Genomic DNA, 14,939 nt, shown 5'->3' on the forward strand with positions numbered 1-14,939 from the left:
GGTCGTTGCTCTTACGTTAGACGCATGAACCACCACACTCACGTTCAGTCAGCGAATCACGAACTCCGCCGGTCCCTCGATCTGGACGCGGAGGTCTTCGGGGCGGGACTCGCCTCGGCACTTGACCTTTCCGGCGTGACAGATCCCGGCGTCGTCGTCGATCTCGGAGCGGGTACCGGCACTGGCAGCAGACTCCTGCACGAACGATTCCCGGAAGCCTCAGTGATAGCGGTGGACCATGACCCCGAGATGCTCCACCTTCTGAAGTCGCAGGGGTTCACCGCAGTGGCCGCGGACCTGGACGAGGGCTTCCCGCAGATCCCTACAGAGCACATCGACCTGGTGTGGGCGGCATCCTCCTTGCACCACGTGGCCGATCCCACTCAGCTGCTCTCCGGGATCCGGCACGCGCTCGCGCCGGGAGGGAGCCTCGTCGTCGTCGAACTTGCGACCCTGCCGACCTTTCTCAGTGACCCCGAGCAGGCGGCGCTTGAACAGCGGTGCCACGAAGCCGCGGATGCCCAGGGGTGGAACCAGCACCCCGACTGGACCAACACTCTCGAGGACGCGGGCTTCACCGTCACCAAGACCGCACTGAGCACCCGCGCCCCCGCCACGGCCGCCGCGCGAGAGAACGCGCAACACTGGCTTGCACGCTTGCTTCGGCTCGAGAACCTATCGGCGGAGGACCGGGCCGCGCTCGCTCACCAGGTCGAGGTGCCCGCCGCGGAGCTGACGCTGGCGCCCCGCGCGCACCGCACCGTCTGGGTGTGCACTGCGCGAGAATGAGCACCACCACCGACTGAGAGAAACTGAGATGACACTTCCCCTGTGGCTCGCCGACGGACTCGCGAGGCTCCTGCAGAAGGCGCCGGGGTCCTCGCGGTTGCCGGCCGAGGTCGCGTTCACGGAGATCCCCGCCATCACCGAAGAGATCGCCGTCCCGACTCGGCACGGGGAGCTGCGCGCCGTCGCCTACACGCCGCCAGGTGGTGCCGCAGGTAGGGGCGTCTATGTGAACTTCCACGGCGGTGGGTTCGTCATGCGTCACCCGGAGCAGGATGACCCGCTGTGCCGGTTCCTCGCCCACCAGGCACAGGTCACGGTGCTCAACGTGGACTACATCCCCGCGCCTCAATCCCGTTTCCCGGGTCCGGTGGAGCAGGCTTACGACGTCGCTGCCTGGGCGGCATCTCCCGAGCGTCCGTGGTCGGGGGCCAGGATCGCTGTGGGTGGTCAATCCGCAGGCGGATCCCTCGCTGCCGGCGTGGCTCGGCTCGCGCTGGAGCACGGCTCACCGTCCATCGCTCTGCAGGTGCTGATGTATCCCGCGCTGGACCTGACGATCCCCTCGTCGCAGAAGTGGTCGTCGGGGCAGGAGAAGTTCCTCGTCCGGATGGGTCCGGTGTTCAACGCCGCCTACTGCCCGGACATCAAGCTGCGAGAGGATCGGCTCGCCTCACCGGCCGGGGCCTCGGACACCGCTGCCCTGGGAGGAATCGCCCCAGCGCTGGTCGTCTCCGCGGAGAAGGACATCCTCCGCGAGGAGGCCGTTCGGTACACGCAGCGGTTGCGGGAGGCCAACGCGCTGGTCGACCACGTAGACCTCAGGGGAGTCGGCCACGCGTTCAACATGCTCGGCGCGCAGCGCGAGGTGGTGCTCCCGGTCTATGAGCAAATCACAGCGTCGGTGCGGGAACACCTCCGCGACTGAGGCCAAAGGGCGTTGTTCCTGAGGAGAACGCGGTCAGACGCAGGGCGGCGCCCCACGTGATGTGGAGCGCCGCCCTGAGCTGGGGGCGATCAGAAGGTGATGATCGGCTTCAGGGTCGTGCCTGCGGCGGAATCCGCGAACGCGGTGTTGATCTCATCGAACGGGTAGCTCTTGGTGAGCTTGTCGAAGGGGAACTTCCCCTGCTGGAACAGTGAGATCATCCGCGGGATGAACTCCTTGGGCACGGCATCGCCCTCGATCACCAGGCTCACGGTGATGCCAGAGACCAGCAGCGTGCCGATGTCGAAGGGCGCCTCGGTGCCGAGCTTGGCGGCGCCGACCAGGGCCCCGTGGCCCTGGACCGCGAGCGACTTGGTCATCTGTGAGAACACTGGGGGTACGCCCGTGGTATCCAGCGCGAACTGCGCGCCGCCGCCGGTGATCTCTTTGACAGCCTCCACCGGATCGGTCTCCTTAGAGTTCACCGTGTGGGTGGCCCCCAGCTCCTTCGCGAACTCGAGGCGCTCGGGCACGATGTCGACCATGACGATCGTCGTCGCACCGGCGGCCTTGGCCGCCAGCATGCCCGCCATGCCTACGGCACCGGTGCCGAAGATGACGATGGAGGAGCCTGGCTTCGGACGCAGGACGTTCAACACGGCTCCGGCTCCGGTCATGATGCCGCAGCCCAGCGGTCCGAGCAGCTCCAGGGGAGCATCCTCGGGCACCTTCACGGCGCCGTGGGCGGGCAGGTTGGTGTACTCGGCGAAGGAGGACTGGCCGAAGAAATGGGAGCCGACGGACTCGCCGTCGTCGGTGCTGAACGCGGTGGAGTCATCCCCGCGCTTCGCCCCGAAGTTGCGGTCATAGAAGTCGACGCAGTACATCGGGTGACCCGAGAGACACTGCTCGCACTGGCCGCAGAAGGAGGGCCCGACGACGACCTTGTCGCCCACGTCGAAGCCGGACACGGCGGAGCCGACCTTCTGCACGATTCCGGCGCCCTCATGGCCGAGGACCACCGGCTGCGGCACGGGATACCACTGATCGCGGACGATCGCGTCGGTATGGCACACACCCGAGGCGACCATCTTCACCTGCAGCTCGTCCGGGCGGGGCTCGTCGAGGGTCAGTTCACGGATCTCAAGATCGGTCTCCGGTGCGACGGCGACAGCTGCTTTGGTCTTCATGTGGTTCCTTTCGAGGGGTGTCAGAACGGTGACTCGTGATCGAAAAGTTCTGGCTCACGGCCCCTGCTGCGCCGGGTGGCGACAGGGGCATGTTCCACTTGCCACGTTACGCCCATCTCTCCCGCCCCGACCCCAGCGATCTCTCATGAGCAGCGCGTCCGGTCTTTAGGGAGCAGCGTGTCCGGACCTGTCAGCACCATCGAATGCCTCGGGTTCCCGTGGATCCTTCACCAGGAGACCGGCCACCAGGACTGCCAGCGGGATGATGCTCATGACCATGATGGGCAGCACGAACCCGTCGGCCAGGTCTGCGGCGAAGGCCAACGCATAGGGCCCGAACGCTGACGCGGCGAGGCTGATCGACACGGAGAGTCCACGAATGGCGCCGATGTGCAGGACTCCGAAGTACTTCACCATAGACGCGGCCTCCATCCCGCGCTGGGATCCCTGCGCGCAGCCGAGGATCAGGCCGTAGAGGATCCCCATCAGTCCGGGCGCGGCCAATGGTATGAACAGCAGAGCCCCGGCGAGGGACGCCATGGAGACCACCAGCCAGATCCGTGGGTTGGTGCGATCGATGAGTCCGCCTACCAACAGCGTGCTCAGCAGCGCCGTGACGGTCTGCGGGAGGAAGTTCGCCGCCGCCTCCAGTGGAGACAGGCCCTGGCCGCCCAGGATCGCGATCTGGTGGAAGACCAACGCCGTGCCCAACATCGAGGTCGACGAGGTCGCGGCGCAGATGACCCAGAACATGCCCGTCCGGCGGGCCTGGCCGCGCGTCCACCCGTGGGCCGCCACGGAGTTTGGATCATGGTCACCGCGCCGATCGGTGGGGCGCATCAGCAGCGCAGCGGGCACCACCACGAGAAGCACCGCCAACGCCTCCCAGCGCCAGGCCCAGTGCACACCTACGGCAGAGATGAGGCGCTCCAGGGCGATCGGCGCCAGCGAGATTCCAGCGGATCCCACGGCCGCGGATATTCCGAGCGCGAGTCCTCTTCGCTCCGTGACGGCACGCGAGATGGCAGTGGTGGCCGCCAGGCTCAGGGCGCCCTGGCCGGCCATCCGCACCCCGATGAATCCGACGGTGAGGCCGAAGATCTCGGTGACGAAGCTCAGCAGCAGCAGGATGGCGGCGAAGCCCGCGCCGATGCAGATGATCACCGTGCGGGTATCCCATTTGTCCAGGGCCCGTCCGATGAACGGCTGCACCGAGGCGCCCAGGAGCGTGCCCACCAGGTAGCTCAGCGAGATCGCCGTCCGGTCGATGCCCAGCTCGTCGATCAGCGGGTCGGTGAAGACCGAGAGGCCCGCCGTCTGTCCCGGAAAGGTCATGGCCGAGATCAGACCTGCTGCGAGCACCACGACCCACCAGGTGAGGGATCGTTTCAGCGAGCTGGGACGGGAACTGATGTCAGACTCCTCAGTGCTCTGGCGCATGTGACAGGGATTCAGTCGTGGCGGCCGCAGCACACCACGGATTCAACTCTCCCCATGCGTGAGAGTAGAGTCTGGGGTGTGATGGAAGCAGACACCAAGCAGATCTTAGGGGAGGCCTTGGCTCGCCGCACCATCGCGGTGATCTCGCATCCCGATGCCGGCAAGTCCACGTTGAGTGAGGCCCTGCTGCTGCACTCGGACGCGATCACCGAGGCTGGCGCGGTCCACGGCAAGGCGGGACGCCGGGGCACGGTCTCGGACTGGATGGACATGGAGAAGGCGCGCGGCATCTCCGTGAGCTCCGCGGTCCTGCAGTTCAAGGTGGGCGACGCCGTCGTGAACCTGGTGGACACCCCCGGTCACGCCGACTTCTCCGAGGACACCTTCCGCGTGCTGGCCGCCGTGGATGCTGTGATCATGCTCATCGATGCAGCGAAGGGCATGGAGTCCCAGACCATGAAGCTCTTCGAGGTCTGCCGAGCGCGCAAGCTGCCGGTCATCACTGTGATCAACAAATGGGACCGCCCCGGGCAGGACGCCCTGGAGCTCGTCGATGAGATCCTCACCCGCACCGGCATGCGCTCGATGCCGCGCAACTGGCCCGTCGGGGACTCCGGGCACATGCTCGGTCTGCTGCACCCCGATGCGATGACCATGAACCGCTACGTCCGCGCCCCCGGCGGCGCCAAGAAGGTCCTCGCGGAGCCGCTCTCTGCCGAGGTCGCCGAGACCGAATACCCCGACGCCTGGCAGACCGCAGTGGAGGAATCCTCTCTGCTGGAGGTCGATGACCGGTTCTACGATCGCGAGGCCTTCCTCTCCCAGGAAGCCACCCCGCTGTTCTTCGCCTCCGCCGTGCAGAACATCGGGGTCGAGGAGCTGCTGCACTTCCTGATGAAGGAGGGCCCGCACCCGCAGGCCCGTGAAGACGCCGAGGGCGCGCCGCACGAGATCACTTCGGACTTCAGCGGCTACGTCTTCAAGGTTCAGACCGGGATGGACAAGGCCCACCGCGACCGCATCGCGTTCATGCGCATCTGCTCCGGGGTCTTCGAGCGCGGTATGGTCGCCACCCACGCCCAGTCCGAGAAGCCGTTCCCGACGAAGTACTCGCAGCAGGTATTCGGCCGCGACCGCACCACCGTGGACACCGCCTGGCCGGGCGACGTCGTCGGCCTGGTCAACGCCTCCTCGCTGCGTCCGGGAGACACCCTCTACGCCGGTCAGCGGGTGATGTTCCCGCCGTTCAAGCCCTTCGCTCCGGAGCACTTCCGGGTCGGAAAGACCGGCGACGCCAGCAAGCACAAGCAGTTCCGCAAGGGCATCGAGCAGCTGGACCGCGAAGGTGTCATCCAGGTGTTCTTCTCCGAGCGCCGCGGCCAGCAGCGCCCGGTGCTCGGCGCCGTCGGCCCGATGCAGTTCGAGGTCGTCTCCGCTCGGATGGAGTCTGACTTCGGGGCCTCCGTCTCCTTCGAGCCGCTGGACTTTTCCGTGGCTCGTGACATCGACGACGACGCCGCAGACATCCTGCGACAGCGTCAGGACTGTGAAGTGCTCTACCGCAGCGACGGCACCCCCGTGGCGCTGTTCAGAGACCCGTGGAGGCTGCGCACCGTTCAGCGCGACCACCCCGACCTGCTTCCGGAACCCTCCGGCGGCGCAACCAGCGGTTCGGTCACAGCACGGATGTGACCGATCGCCGAGGGCTGCGGGCACCCCATGCAGAACCCTCTTGGAAGGAACACCATGCACGCTGTCACCCGAGTAGAGCTCGTCGAAGCGGTCAGGACCGCATTCGATCACACGGCCACACCGACACTCCCCAAAGATCTGGTGGTGGCCGCCCAGTCAGCCGGTGCACGTCCGGCCCTGGTCCAGGAGCTGGAACAGCTTCAGGATGATCTCCAGTTCCGCAAGGTGCGCGACCTATGGGAACATTTTCCCCATATGCCGATCGACGGGTCATCACCGACCCGCTGACCCCGCCCCCGAACCTGCGTCTGACCTTCTCACCGAACCAGCGGTTGACCCGCCGACCCTGTCCCGGGGATCGGATCGCGGCGTAGGCTCGAAGAATGGTCAAGAAGCACAGCACGGCCGCCATCGAACGGACCACCCGGCGCGCCTGGGCGCAATGGGTCCAAGCCCTCGACGGCGCCGGGGCTGATGCTCTGCCGCACCGGGAGATCGTGGGGATCGTCTATGACCACATGCCCTCAGACATCGAGAATCCCGGCTGGTGGGCGCAGAGCGTGGCAGTGGCCTATGAGCAGCACCACGGGCTGCGCCGTCCGGGTGAATCGCGGGCGGGGGAGTTCCAGGCTTCGGTGTCGAAGACCTACGCCGGAGACATGGATGCGGCGTTGAACGCCTGGGTCCAGCTGGTGGAGGGTCATGAGTCCTTCGGCGGCGTGCCATTCCACGGTGAACCCGGAACATCCCGCTCGGAGCGCTGGAGGTATTGGCGCGTCGCGCTTGCCGACGGCAGCAGGGTCGCGGTGACCATCTCGGACAAGCCCGGAGGAAAGTCCTCGGTGGGGGTCGGCCACACCAAGCTGAGCTCCCCGGAAGAGGTGGAGCGTTGGAAGCTGGTCTGGCGCGAGCTGCTGGGCAGCCTGTAGACCGGAACCTTTGGTCCCGGAAACCAAAGGCCCTAGGGCTTAGACCCTGCCTGGTAGCGGCCGAGCACGGCATCGCGGAACTCATAGAAACGGCCCTGTTCGATGCTGGCGCGGATGTCATCGACGAGTTTGATCGTGTAGTGCTCGTTGTGGATGGTGCACAGCGTGTTGTAGAGCATCTCTTTGGCCTTGAAGAGGTGATGCAGATAGGCGCGCGTGTAGTTCGTGCAGGTGTAGCACGTGCATTCCGCGTCGATCGGGGAGAAGTCCTTCTTGAACCGCGCCTGGGGAATGTTGAAGCGGCCGTCCGGGTGATAGACCCGACCGGTGCGCGCCACGCGGGAGGGTGAGACGCAGTCGAAGGTGTCCGCACCGTTCTCGATCGCGGTGAACATGTCCTCGGGTTCGGAGATGCCCAGCAGGTGGCGTGGCTTGTCCTCGGGGAGTTCCTCCGCCATCCAGCCCACGATGGTTCCGAGGTTCTCCTTGTCCAACGCGCCGCCGATGCCGAATCCGTCGAAGCTCTGACCGTCGATCTCCATGGACCCCAGGTCCTGAGCGGCCTTGCGGCGCAGGTCCTCGTACTGCGCGCCCTGAAGGACGCCGAAGAGCGCCTGGTAGGGCCGGTGACTGCGTTCCTCGGTGAGGCTGCGGTGCGCAGCAAGGCAGCGCTCGGCCCAGAGTCGGGTGCGCTCCAGCGAAGTCTCTTGGTAGGCGCGGGTGTTGAACAGCGTCGTCAGCTCGTCGAAGGCGAAGATCATGTCAGCGCCGATCTCGTGCTGGAGCTTCATTGAGATCTCGGGAGTGAACCGGTGGGTGGAGCCGTCGATGTGGGACTTGAACGTCACGCCGTCGTCGTCGACCAGCGCGAGCCGCTCCTTGTCCGGGGCAACCGCCGCGTCGTCGGGGACCACAGAGGAGTCCATGGTGATGACCTTCTTGAACCCCGCGCCCAGGCTCATGACCTGGAACCCGCCGGAGTCGGTGAAGGTAGGTCCGGGCCAGTTCATGAACTTGCCCAGACCGCCGGCGGCGTCGAGCACGTCGGTGCCGGGCTGCAGGTTCAGGTGGTAGGCGTTGGCCAGCGTGGCCTGCGCCCCGACCTCGAGGATCTCGTCGGGGCGGACCGACTTGATGGTCGCCTTGGTGGCCACGGGTATGAAGGCCGGCGTGCGGATGTCCCCGTGCGGGGTGCGTATGGTGCCGGTACGACCGAGCGCCCCTTCAATCCGGGCTTCTACGGTGAAGCCGAACGAGTCCCGGCTCGCCTGCGGGTGGCGTGCTGCGTGCGCTTCGACGGCGGACTGGGGCTCTTCGTTCGGCTGATTCGGCACCCGATCAGTGTAGGGCAGGCGGGTCCTATGCTTGTCCGGTGCCCCTTCTGCAGACTGTGACCACGAACCTGATTCCGCGGCTGTCGCGACTCTGGCAGCGCACCGCTGAGATCCTTCCCGGGGTGGCGCTCGCGCTGATCATCGCCATTGCCGCCCAGCGGATCATCGCCGAGCTGACGCCGGTGATCTCCGGACTTCTGGTGGCGGTGCTCGCTGGCATCGCGCTGCGCACTCTGGGTTGGGTGCCCTGGTGGGCCGAGAACGGCTTCGGCTGGGCCGCGAAGAAGCTGCTGCGCGCCGGGATCGTGCTGCTCGGACTCCAGCTGGCGCTCGGGGATCTGCTGGGCCTGGGCTGGGAGGTGCTGGCTGTCGTCGCGGTTACGGTGACGGTGACCTTCTTCGGGATGCTCGGAATGGGCCGGCTCTTCGGAACCCCGCGCGGGACCACGATGCTGCTAGCCACCGGCACCGCGATCTGCGGCGCCTCGGCGGTGGCGGCCGCCGCTGCGGCGATTGACCGTGGCGACGGCAAGGACGACGACGGCGCACCGGTGCAGTCTGCAGCTGCTGCCGCCGTCGCGGTGGTCACCCTCTACGGAACGGTGGCGATGCTCGCCCTGCCCGCGCTGGGCGGCGTGCTGGGCTTCGACGAGGAGCAGATGGGGGTCTGGATCGGAGCCAGTGTGCACGAAGTGGGTCAGGTGGTCGCCGCTGGCGGGGTCATCGGCGCGACGGCGCTGGCCACGGCGACGCTGGTGAAGCTTGCACGGGTGGTGCTGCTGGCACCCGTGGTCGCGGGGATCAGCCTGGCGGGACGACGAGGTCGGTCCGTCGAGGCAGAATCAGCCGTGGGGCGACGGCCTCCGCTGGTTCCGCTGTTCGTGCTGGGGTTCCTCGCGATGATGGCCCTGCGCTCGTTCACCGATCTGCCGCAGAGCACACTGGACTTCAGCGCGGACGTGACCACGATGCTGCTGACCACGGCGATGGTCGGGGTGGGCGCCGCGGTGGATCTTCGCCTTCTCCTGCGCCAAGGCGGATCAGCCCTGATTCTGGGCGGGGCGGGAACGGTGGTCGCCGTCGTCACCGCCCTGGCGGGCGTGCTGCTGCTCGGCTGAGCCGCTGGCGTGTAGGCGGTTCGGCAAGCCGGTCTCGACACCCATTCGAAACTATGTTCGAATAGCTGCATGAGGTGGCAGGGACAGGCAGTACAGGAGAGCGACGGCGCCGCGCTCATTCCGCTCAAGGGGCTGATGCGCTCGGTGCGAACCCCCGAGTTCGAGGGAGTGACCTTCCATGAGGTGGCCGCGAAGACCGCGCTGAACAAGGTCCCAGGGCAGTCGAACATGCCCTTCTCCTGGACGGTGAACCCCACCCGCGGGTGCCTGCACCAGTGTGTCTACTGCCTGAGTCCCGAGACGCTGATCCTGATGGCTAACGGGAGGCAGAAGATGCTTCGCGACGTCACGGTCGGCGACCGGGTGGTCGGAACCCAGTCGGATGGCAAATATCGGCGCTTCGTCGAGTCCGAGGTTCAGGCAAAATGGGGAACGGAGAAACCCGCTTTCCGGGTGACGCTGCGCGACGGTACCGAGCTCGTCGCAAGCGGGGACCATCGGTTCCTGACTGATCGGGGGTGGAAGTACGTCATGCCCCCGGAGTCTTCGTCTGAGGGAAGCAGTCAGCGTCCCCATCTGACGGTGAACAACAGGATGATGGGCTTCGGTCTCGGCATGGCTCCCGAGGCCTATGAAGCACCCCCCGAAACGGATCAGCAGGTATCCGTTCTCGGGACGGAGGTCTCCGCCTCGCGTGAGCTCGACATTCTGAATATCGAACCGCTCGGTGACGCCGAAAAACTGATCGACATCACCACCAGTACGGGCGACTTCATCGCCAATGGAGTGGTCAGTCACAACTGCTTCGCGCGGAAGACGCATGAGTATCTGGACCTCGATTCCGGCCGGGACTTCGACACGCAGGTCATCGTGAAGACCAATGTGGCCGAAGTGCTGCGTGCCGAGCTGAATCGCCCCTCGTGGAAGCGTGAGCACGTGGCGCTGGGCACCAATACCGATCCCTATCAGCGCGCCGAGGGCAGATATCAGCTGATGCCCGGGATCATCAGGGCGCTGGCCGATTCCGGGACTCCGTTCTCGATCCTCACCAAGGGGCCCCTGCTCAAGCGGGATCTGCCGCTGCTGCAGGAGGCCGCCCAGCAGGTGCCGGTGTCCGTCGCGGTCTCGCTGGCGGTGTTGGATCCGGAGCTGCAGCAGAAGGTGGAGCCGGGCACCCCGGATCCGCGGGCTCGGCTCAACCTCATCCGATCCATCACCGATGCTGGGCTGGACTGTTCCGTCTTGGCGATGCCGATCCTGCCCTGGCTCACCGACGGCGACGAGCGAATCGATGCTCTCCATGCCGCGCTGGCTGAAGCAGGAGCCAGCTACGTGACCACCGGCGCGCTGCATCTTCGCCCGGGGGCTCGGGAGTGGTTCATGCAGTGGCTGGCGCGGGAGTACCCCGGCCTGGTGGGCAAATACCGTCGCATCTACGGGGGTGGCTCGTATGCCTCCAAGGAGTACCGGCACTGGCTTGCGGACTCGGCACGCGCGGCGCGGCGTCGCCACAGGTTCGACAAGCCCACGGATCTGATGTGGCGCGAGCGCAATGATCCCGACTCCCCGCTGTCTGAGTCGCAAATGTCTGACTCGCCCCTCAGCGGTCAGGGCCTCCTGGACTCCGCCTCCGTTCCTGCACAACCGGCGCTGTTCTAAGCACGTCTGCTCTAGGGTGGTTCTGATGAGCAACTAATGTGGCTCATGGGGCAACTCCCCGGCCACGCCCCCGTCCAGGAGTGCCATGACCTTCACCCACGCCGACACCTTCACCACCCGACCCACCCTTGAGGGTCACTTCGGGATGAGTGCCTCCACACACTGGCTCGCCTCGGCGTCGGCTCAAGCAGTCTTGGAGCGTGGAGGTAATGCCTTCGACGCCGCCGTGGCCGCAGGCTTCGTCCTGCACGTGGTGGAGCCTCACCTCAACGGCCCGGGCGGAGACATGGTGGGCATCTTCACCACAGCCGAGGATCCCGCTGCGCCCCAGGTGCTGATGGGCCAGGGCCCGGCACCCGAAGGGGCCACCATTCGGCACTTCCAAGATCTCGGACTGGACAGTGTCCCCGGAGCTGGGGCCCTCGCCGCGGCGATACCGGCCGCCGTCGACGCCTGGTTGGTGCTCCTGCGCGATCACGGCACCTGGGAGCTGGGCGACGTGCTGGAGTTCGCGATCGGATACGCCGAGGACGGTCATGCGATCCTCCCCGGGGCAGTCAGGGCGATCCGCGCCGTCGCTGACCTCTTGGAGGAGCACTGGCCCTCCTCTGCGGAGCTCTGGATGCCGGGCGGGCGAGTGCCCGAACCGGGTCAGATCATGAGGAACCCGGAATACGCCGGCGTCCTGCGCGAGCTCCTCACCGCGGGTGACAACGCTCAGGATCGGGTGCAGCGGATCGAGGCGGCCCGGACAGAGTGGAAGAAGGGGCGAGTGGCGCAGGCCGCAGAGGCCTTCGTGCAGAATCCGCACCGACATTCCGACGGCGGCGACTATGCGGGAGTGATCACTGCTCAGGATTTCGCGTCCCACGAGGCAGGGTACGAAGATCCGGTCTCCATCGAATTCCGTGGCCACACGATTGCCAAGTCTGGCCCGTGGGGTCAGGGTCCCGCGTTGCTGCAGACGCTCAAGATTCTTGAGGGGTACCCGGACGAACAACTCGACCCCGGGACCGAGACCGGCGCCCACCTGATTCTGGAGGCGCAGAAGCTGGCCCTGGCAGATCGGGACACCTATTACGGGGACACGGAGGTGAACCTGGAGCACCTGCTCTCTACGGAGTATGCGTCTCAGCGGCGGGCGCAGATCGGTGAACGTGCCTCTGCAGAGTTCCGTCCAGGCGACGTCCCCGGTGCGGACAAGGTCTTCCCGCCTTTGGTCGACGTGGGCTCGGCGGCTACCGGGCTCGGCGCGGGAGAGCCCACAGTGTCGAAGGCGGGGGAGACCAAGGGCGACACCTGTCATCTCGATGTGGTGGACCGTTGGGGGAACATCGTCTCTGCGACGCCTTCTGGAGGGTGGCTGCAGTCGTCTCCCACGATTCCCGGACTGGGCTTCTGTCTGGGCACCCGGCTGCAGATGACATGGCTCGATGAGCACTCGACCTCGCGGCTCGAACCCGGCCGGCGTCCGCGCACCACGCTGACACCCACGCTCGTGTTCAAGGCCGGGGAGCCCATCATGGCTCTGGGCACCCCTGGCGGGGATCAGCAGGATCAGTGGCAGCTCCCGATGCTGCTGCGCATGCTCATCGGCGGACATGCCGCGCAGCAGGCCATCGATGCCCCCACTCTGCATACGACGTCGATGCCCGGGTCCTTCTGGCCGCGCGCCTGGGAGCCGGGCGGGGCGGTCGTGGAAGACCGTCTCGGTGACGCGGTCATCGCCGGACTGCGCGCCCGCGGTCACCGCGTGACTCAGGCGGGGGACTGGGCGCTGGGGCGGCTGTCCTGCGTGACCCGGGATCCGCAGACTGGACGACTCGGCGCGGCTGCGAATGCTCGCGGTGCGCAGGGCTACGCCGCAGGCCGATGAACACGGCGGAAGTCCAGCAGGTGCGGTCCCGGTCCGGGACGCGGTTTGAGAGGATGAGCACATGACAGTCATCAAGATCAACGCGATCACCGTCCCTGAGAACTCCGGCGACGAGCTGGGCAAGCGGTTCGCCGCGCGCCGCGACTCCATGGTGGGCACTTCCGGATTCGATGGCTTTGAACTGCTCCAGCCCACCGACGAGCGGACCACCTGGCTGGTCATCACGCGGTGGGCCAGTGAGGAGGACTTCGAGAACTGGCGGACCTCGCAGGACTTCCAGAAGTCCCACGGGTCCGCGGAGCGGGAGGCGCCCTCCGGTGAGCAGCCGAAGAAACCCGTGGGGATGTCCGCCGAGCTCTGGAGCTACACCGTCTCTGTGACCGGCTAGGTGGAACCGTCACCGTGCTGGTAATCTAAATCGGTCAGTTGCTCGAGGAACCAGCTTCCTCGAATTGCACAGCTGGCGGGCCTCCGTAGCTCAGGGGATAGAGCGTTGGTTTCCGGTACCAAAGGTCGTGGGTTCGATTCCCGCCGGGGGCACAGTACAAAAAGGTCCGCATCCTTGTAGGTCAAGGGATGCGGACCTTTTTCGTGTGTCTTGAGGGACCAGGGACGAGATAAGCCCGCCTGGGGCAGTTCACCAGACGGGCCGCGCTAGTCCACAGGGGGAGGACTAGGTGACCTACATTACACTCGCCGAGTGTCTGGGCGCATCCGTTGGGGGCAGAGTGACCCAGTCTTTTGGTATCACCGTCGACTGTTGATCGACCTCAGTAGGCCACTGCGAAGCGCTCGTTCCGGTGCTTGGGCTTCTCCACCTCGTCGATGAACGCGATGCCCAGGTCTGCTCCGGAGAGCTCGGAATTCCCGGCGTCGTCGTTGATCAGCACATCTCCACCGGTGCGGTAGGTTCCTTTGCGCTCGCCCGGGTTATACCCGCCGAAGCCAGCGGCTGGGCTGATGTAGAACCACTCCAGCGACTCATCGGCCGCGCGCAGATCCTCAAGGACCTCGATCATCTCGATGGACTCGGGCTTGAACTCGGAAGGGAAGGCGCTGGTATCGATCAGCCGTGGTCCGTCCTCGGAGACCTTCAGTGAGCCGGCGCCGCCGAGCACACCCACCCGCACGCCCTGCCGGGCTGCGAGGGGGATCAGGACAGCGGCGACCTGAACCACCTTGCCGAGCATGTCGCCGCGCGGCGCCAGCGACAGAAGCACCACATCCGTCTTGGCGACCAGGTCTGTGAGCAGCTCGCGGCTCGTCGCATCGCCGGTCACGTAGTTCACGCCCTCAAGCGGGTTCTCCGGTGCGTGACGGGAGACAGCGACGACCTCGTGGCCGCGGGAGGCGGCTTCGGCCGCGATATGGGAACCTGCGTAGCCTGTACCGCCCAGAACCGTGATGTGTGACATGGGGTTGCTCCTTCGATCGGTCGTCAGTGGCGCAGGCATGCTGCCCGCGCACCTGGTCACTGACAACACGAATCGGCGCACATCACTTCCCGGCTCTCATGGATTGCATTCAAGGACTGCACCCACGGGGTGCCTGCGGGAGGCGCCCCGTGAGTGCACGTGTCCGTCACCCCAGGTAGAGCTGCCAGGCGTGGCCGTCAGGGTCCGCCACCAGCGCCTCGAATCCCCAAGGCTGATGGGCTGGTGGGGTCAACAGCGTTCCGCCGGCCTGGACCATTCGCTCGGCCACCCCAGTGACAAGATCCGCATCGGCGAGAGCAATCCCGAGCAGGCACTCGCTGGTGCCCGAAGGCGCCGTCTCCCGGGCGCCGAGGACCCAGCCGAACCCTCCGGTAGGGATCAGACAGAGGTAGGTGTCCCCGGAGAGCCGGAACTGCAGCGGTTCGGGAACGCCGTCCTCCGCCAGCTCGCCGACGGGGTCCAATTCAAGGCCCTCGCGGTAGAACGCGAAGGAACGCCTCCGATCGGCGATGGGCAGTGTGATTGTGAAGGGTCGAGGCATGGGTGACGCG

The 14,939-nt window shown here is 66.3% G+C and carries 14 protein-coding genes and 1 tRNA gene; 10 read left to right on the forward strand and 5 right to left on the reverse strand.

The window, feature by feature from the left end; all coding sequences use genetic code 11:
- Window positions 1-24: 24 nt before the first annotated feature.
- Together IY716_RS00195 and IY716_RS00200 are read left to right on the forward strand one after the other, a co-directional pair.
- The gene (locus IY716_RS00195; protein WP_218219677.1) at window positions 25-789 is read left to right on the forward strand and encodes a trans-aconitate 2-methyltransferase; all 765 of its coding nucleotides are present in this window, start codon (window positions 25-27) and stop codon (window positions 787-789) included.
- A gap of 28 nt (window positions 790-817) precedes the next feature.
- On the forward strand, window positions 818-1,714 hold the full coding sequence (locus IY716_RS00200; protein WP_218219678.1) for an alpha/beta hydrolase: 897 nt from the start codon (window positions 818-820) through the stop codon (window positions 1,712-1,714).
- 89 nt (window positions 1,715-1,803) lie between these two features.
- Here the strand turns inward: IY716_RS00200 and IY716_RS00205 are convergent, their stop codons facing one another.
- Both IY716_RS00205 and IY716_RS00210 read right to left on the reverse strand, forming a co-directional pair.
- A complete protein-coding gene (locus IY716_RS00205) occupies window positions 1,804-2,904 on the reverse strand; it encodes an NAD(P)-dependent alcohol dehydrogenase (protein WP_218219679.1) in 1,101 nt (366 codons plus the stop codon).
- Between the two features lie 165 nt (window positions 2,905-3,069).
- Window positions 3,070-4,344, reverse strand: a complete 1,275-nt coding sequence (locus IY716_RS00210) for an MFS transporter (protein ID WP_255316371.1) — start codon at window positions 4,342-4,344, stop codon at window positions 3,070-3,072.
- An 81-nt stretch (window positions 4,345-4,425) separates the two neighbouring features.
- Between IY716_RS00210 and IY716_RS00215 the strand changes: the two genes are divergently transcribed.
- The 3 genes from IY716_RS00215 (at window position 4,426) to IY716_RS00225 (ending at window position 6,965) form a co-directional block, all read left to right on the forward strand.
- A complete protein-coding gene (locus tag IY716_RS00215) occupies window positions 4,426-6,036 on the forward strand; it encodes a peptide chain release factor 3 (protein WP_218219680.1) in 1,611 nt (536 codons plus the stop codon).
- A 54-nt stretch (window positions 6,037-6,090) separates the two neighbouring features.
- The gene (locus IY716_RS00220; protein WP_218219681.1) at window positions 6,091-6,324 is read left to right on the forward strand and encodes a hypothetical protein; all 234 of its coding nucleotides are present in this window, start codon (window positions 6,091-6,093) and stop codon (window positions 6,322-6,324) included.
- A 95-nt stretch (window positions 6,325-6,419) separates the two neighbouring features.
- Window positions 6,420-6,965 (forward strand): hypothetical protein, encoded by a 546-nt coding sequence (locus IY716_RS00225; protein WP_218219682.1) that lies wholly within the window; start codon window positions 6,420-6,422, stop codon window positions 6,963-6,965.
- A gap of 32 nt (window positions 6,966-6,997) precedes the next feature.
- On the opposite strand, the gene tgt is transcribed toward IY716_RS00225, so the two are convergent.
- Window positions 6,998-8,299: a tRNA guanosine(34) transglycosylase Tgt gene (tgt, locus tag IY716_RS00230; RefSeq protein ID WP_218219683.1), complete on the reverse strand. Its 1,302-nt coding sequence runs from the start codon at window positions 8,297-8,299 to the stop codon at window positions 6,998-7,000.
- A gap of 38 nt (window positions 8,300-8,337) precedes the next feature.
- Here tgt and IY716_RS00235 point away from each other — a divergent pair, with 38 nt between their 5' ends.
- The 5 genes from IY716_RS00235 to IY716_RS00255 all read left to right on the forward strand — a co-directional run bounded on the left by IY716_RS00235 (window position 8,338) and on the right by IY716_RS00255 (window position 13,492).
- Complete coding sequence (locus tag IY716_RS00235; RefSeq protein WP_218219684.1) at window positions 8,338-9,417, forward strand: putative sulfate exporter family transporter; 1,080 nt, start codon at window positions 8,338-8,340, stop codon at window positions 9,415-9,417.
- Between the two features lie 69 nt (window positions 9,418-9,486).
- Window positions 9,487-11,076: an Rv2578c family radical SAM protein gene (locus IY716_RS00240; protein ID WP_218219685.1), complete on the forward strand. Its 1,590-nt coding sequence runs from the start codon at window positions 9,487-9,489 to the stop codon at window positions 11,074-11,076.
- Window positions 11,077-11,161: 85 nt separating this feature from the next.
- Window positions 11,162-12,952 carry a gamma-glutamyltransferase family protein gene (locus tag IY716_RS00245; protein ID WP_218219686.1) on the forward strand — a complete coding sequence of 597 codons (1,791 nt, stop codon included), beginning with the start codon at window positions 11,162-11,164 and terminating at the stop codon, window positions 12,950-12,952.
- A 61-nt stretch (window positions 12,953-13,013) separates the two neighbouring features.
- On the forward strand, window positions 13,014-13,340 hold the full coding sequence (locus tag IY716_RS00250) for an antibiotic biosynthesis monooxygenase (protein WP_218219687.1): 327 nt from the start codon (window positions 13,014-13,016) through the stop codon (window positions 13,338-13,340).
- A gap of 79 nt (window positions 13,341-13,419) precedes the next feature.
- A tRNA-Arg gene (locus tag IY716_RS00255) sits at window positions 13,420-13,492 on the forward strand.
- A gap of 230 nt (window positions 13,493-13,722) precedes the next feature.
- On the opposite strand, the gene IY716_RS00260 is transcribed toward IY716_RS00255, so the two are convergent.
- Together IY716_RS00260 and IY716_RS00265 are read right to left on the reverse strand one after the other, a co-directional pair.
- Window positions 13,723-14,367: an NAD(P)-dependent oxidoreductase gene (locus IY716_RS00260; protein ID WP_218219688.1), complete on the reverse strand. Its 645-nt coding sequence runs from the start codon at window positions 14,365-14,367 to the stop codon at window positions 13,723-13,725.
- 166 nt (window positions 14,368-14,533) lie between these two features.
- Window positions 14,534-14,929, reverse strand: coding sequence for a VOC family protein (locus tag IY716_RS00265; protein WP_218219689.1), 396 nt, complete (start codon window positions 14,927-14,929; stop codon window positions 14,534-14,536).
- Window positions 14,930-14,939 lie beyond the last annotated feature (10 nt).

Origin of the sequence: Nesterenkonia sp. Act20 (assembly GCF_019173455.1) — a bacterium.
In the GTDB taxonomy this organism is placed as follows: domain Bacteria; phylum Actinomycetota; class Actinomycetes; order Actinomycetales; family Micrococcaceae; genus Nesterenkonia.

What these genes read in the sequence shown, in the direction of transcription:
- IY716_RS00195 (WP_218219677.1), top strand. Translation starts at nt 25, where the DNA reads ATGAACCACCACACTCACGTTCAGTCAGCGAATCACGAACTCCGCCGG.
- IY716_RS00200 (WP_218219678.1), top strand. Translation starts at nt 818, where the DNA reads ATGACACTTCCCCTGTGGCTCGCCGACGGACTCGCGAGGCTCCTGCAG.
- IY716_RS00205 (WP_218219679.1), bottom strand. Translation starts at nt 2,904, where the DNA reads ATGAAGACCAAAGCAGCTGTCGCCGTCGCACCGGAGACCGATCTTGAG.
- IY716_RS00210 (WP_255316371.1), bottom strand. Translation starts at nt 4,344, where the DNA reads ATGCGCCAGAGCACTGAGGAGTCTGACATCAGTTCCCGTCCCAGCTCG.
- IY716_RS00215 (WP_218219680.1), top strand. Translation starts at nt 4,426, where the DNA reads ATGGAAGCAGACACCAAGCAGATCTTAGGGGAGGCCTTGGCTCGCCGC.
- IY716_RS00220 (WP_218219681.1), top strand. Translation starts at nt 6,091, where the DNA reads ATGCACGCTGTCACCCGAGTAGAGCTCGTCGAAGCGGTCAGGACCGCA.
- IY716_RS00225 (WP_218219682.1), top strand. Translation starts at nt 6,420, where the DNA reads ATGGTCAAGAAGCACAGCACGGCCGCCATCGAACGGACCACCCGGCGC.
- IY716_RS00240 (WP_218219685.1), top strand. Translation starts at nt 9,487, where the DNA reads ATGAGGTGGCAGGGACAGGCAGTACAGGAGAGCGACGGCGCCGCGCTC.
- IY716_RS00245 (WP_218219686.1), top strand. Translation starts at nt 11,162, where the DNA reads ATGACCTTCACCCACGCCGACACCTTCACCACCCGACCCACCCTTGAG.
- IY716_RS00250 (WP_218219687.1), top strand. Translation starts at nt 13,014, where the DNA reads ATGACAGTCATCAAGATCAACGCGATCACCGTCCCTGAGAACTCCGGC.
- IY716_RS00260 (WP_218219688.1), bottom strand. Translation starts at nt 14,367, where the DNA reads ATGTCACACATCACGGTTCTGGGCGGTACAGGCTACGCAGGTTCCCAT.
- IY716_RS00265 (WP_218219689.1), bottom strand. Translation starts at nt 14,929, where the DNA reads ATGCCTCGACCCTTCACAATCACACTGCCCATCGCCGATCGGAGGCGT.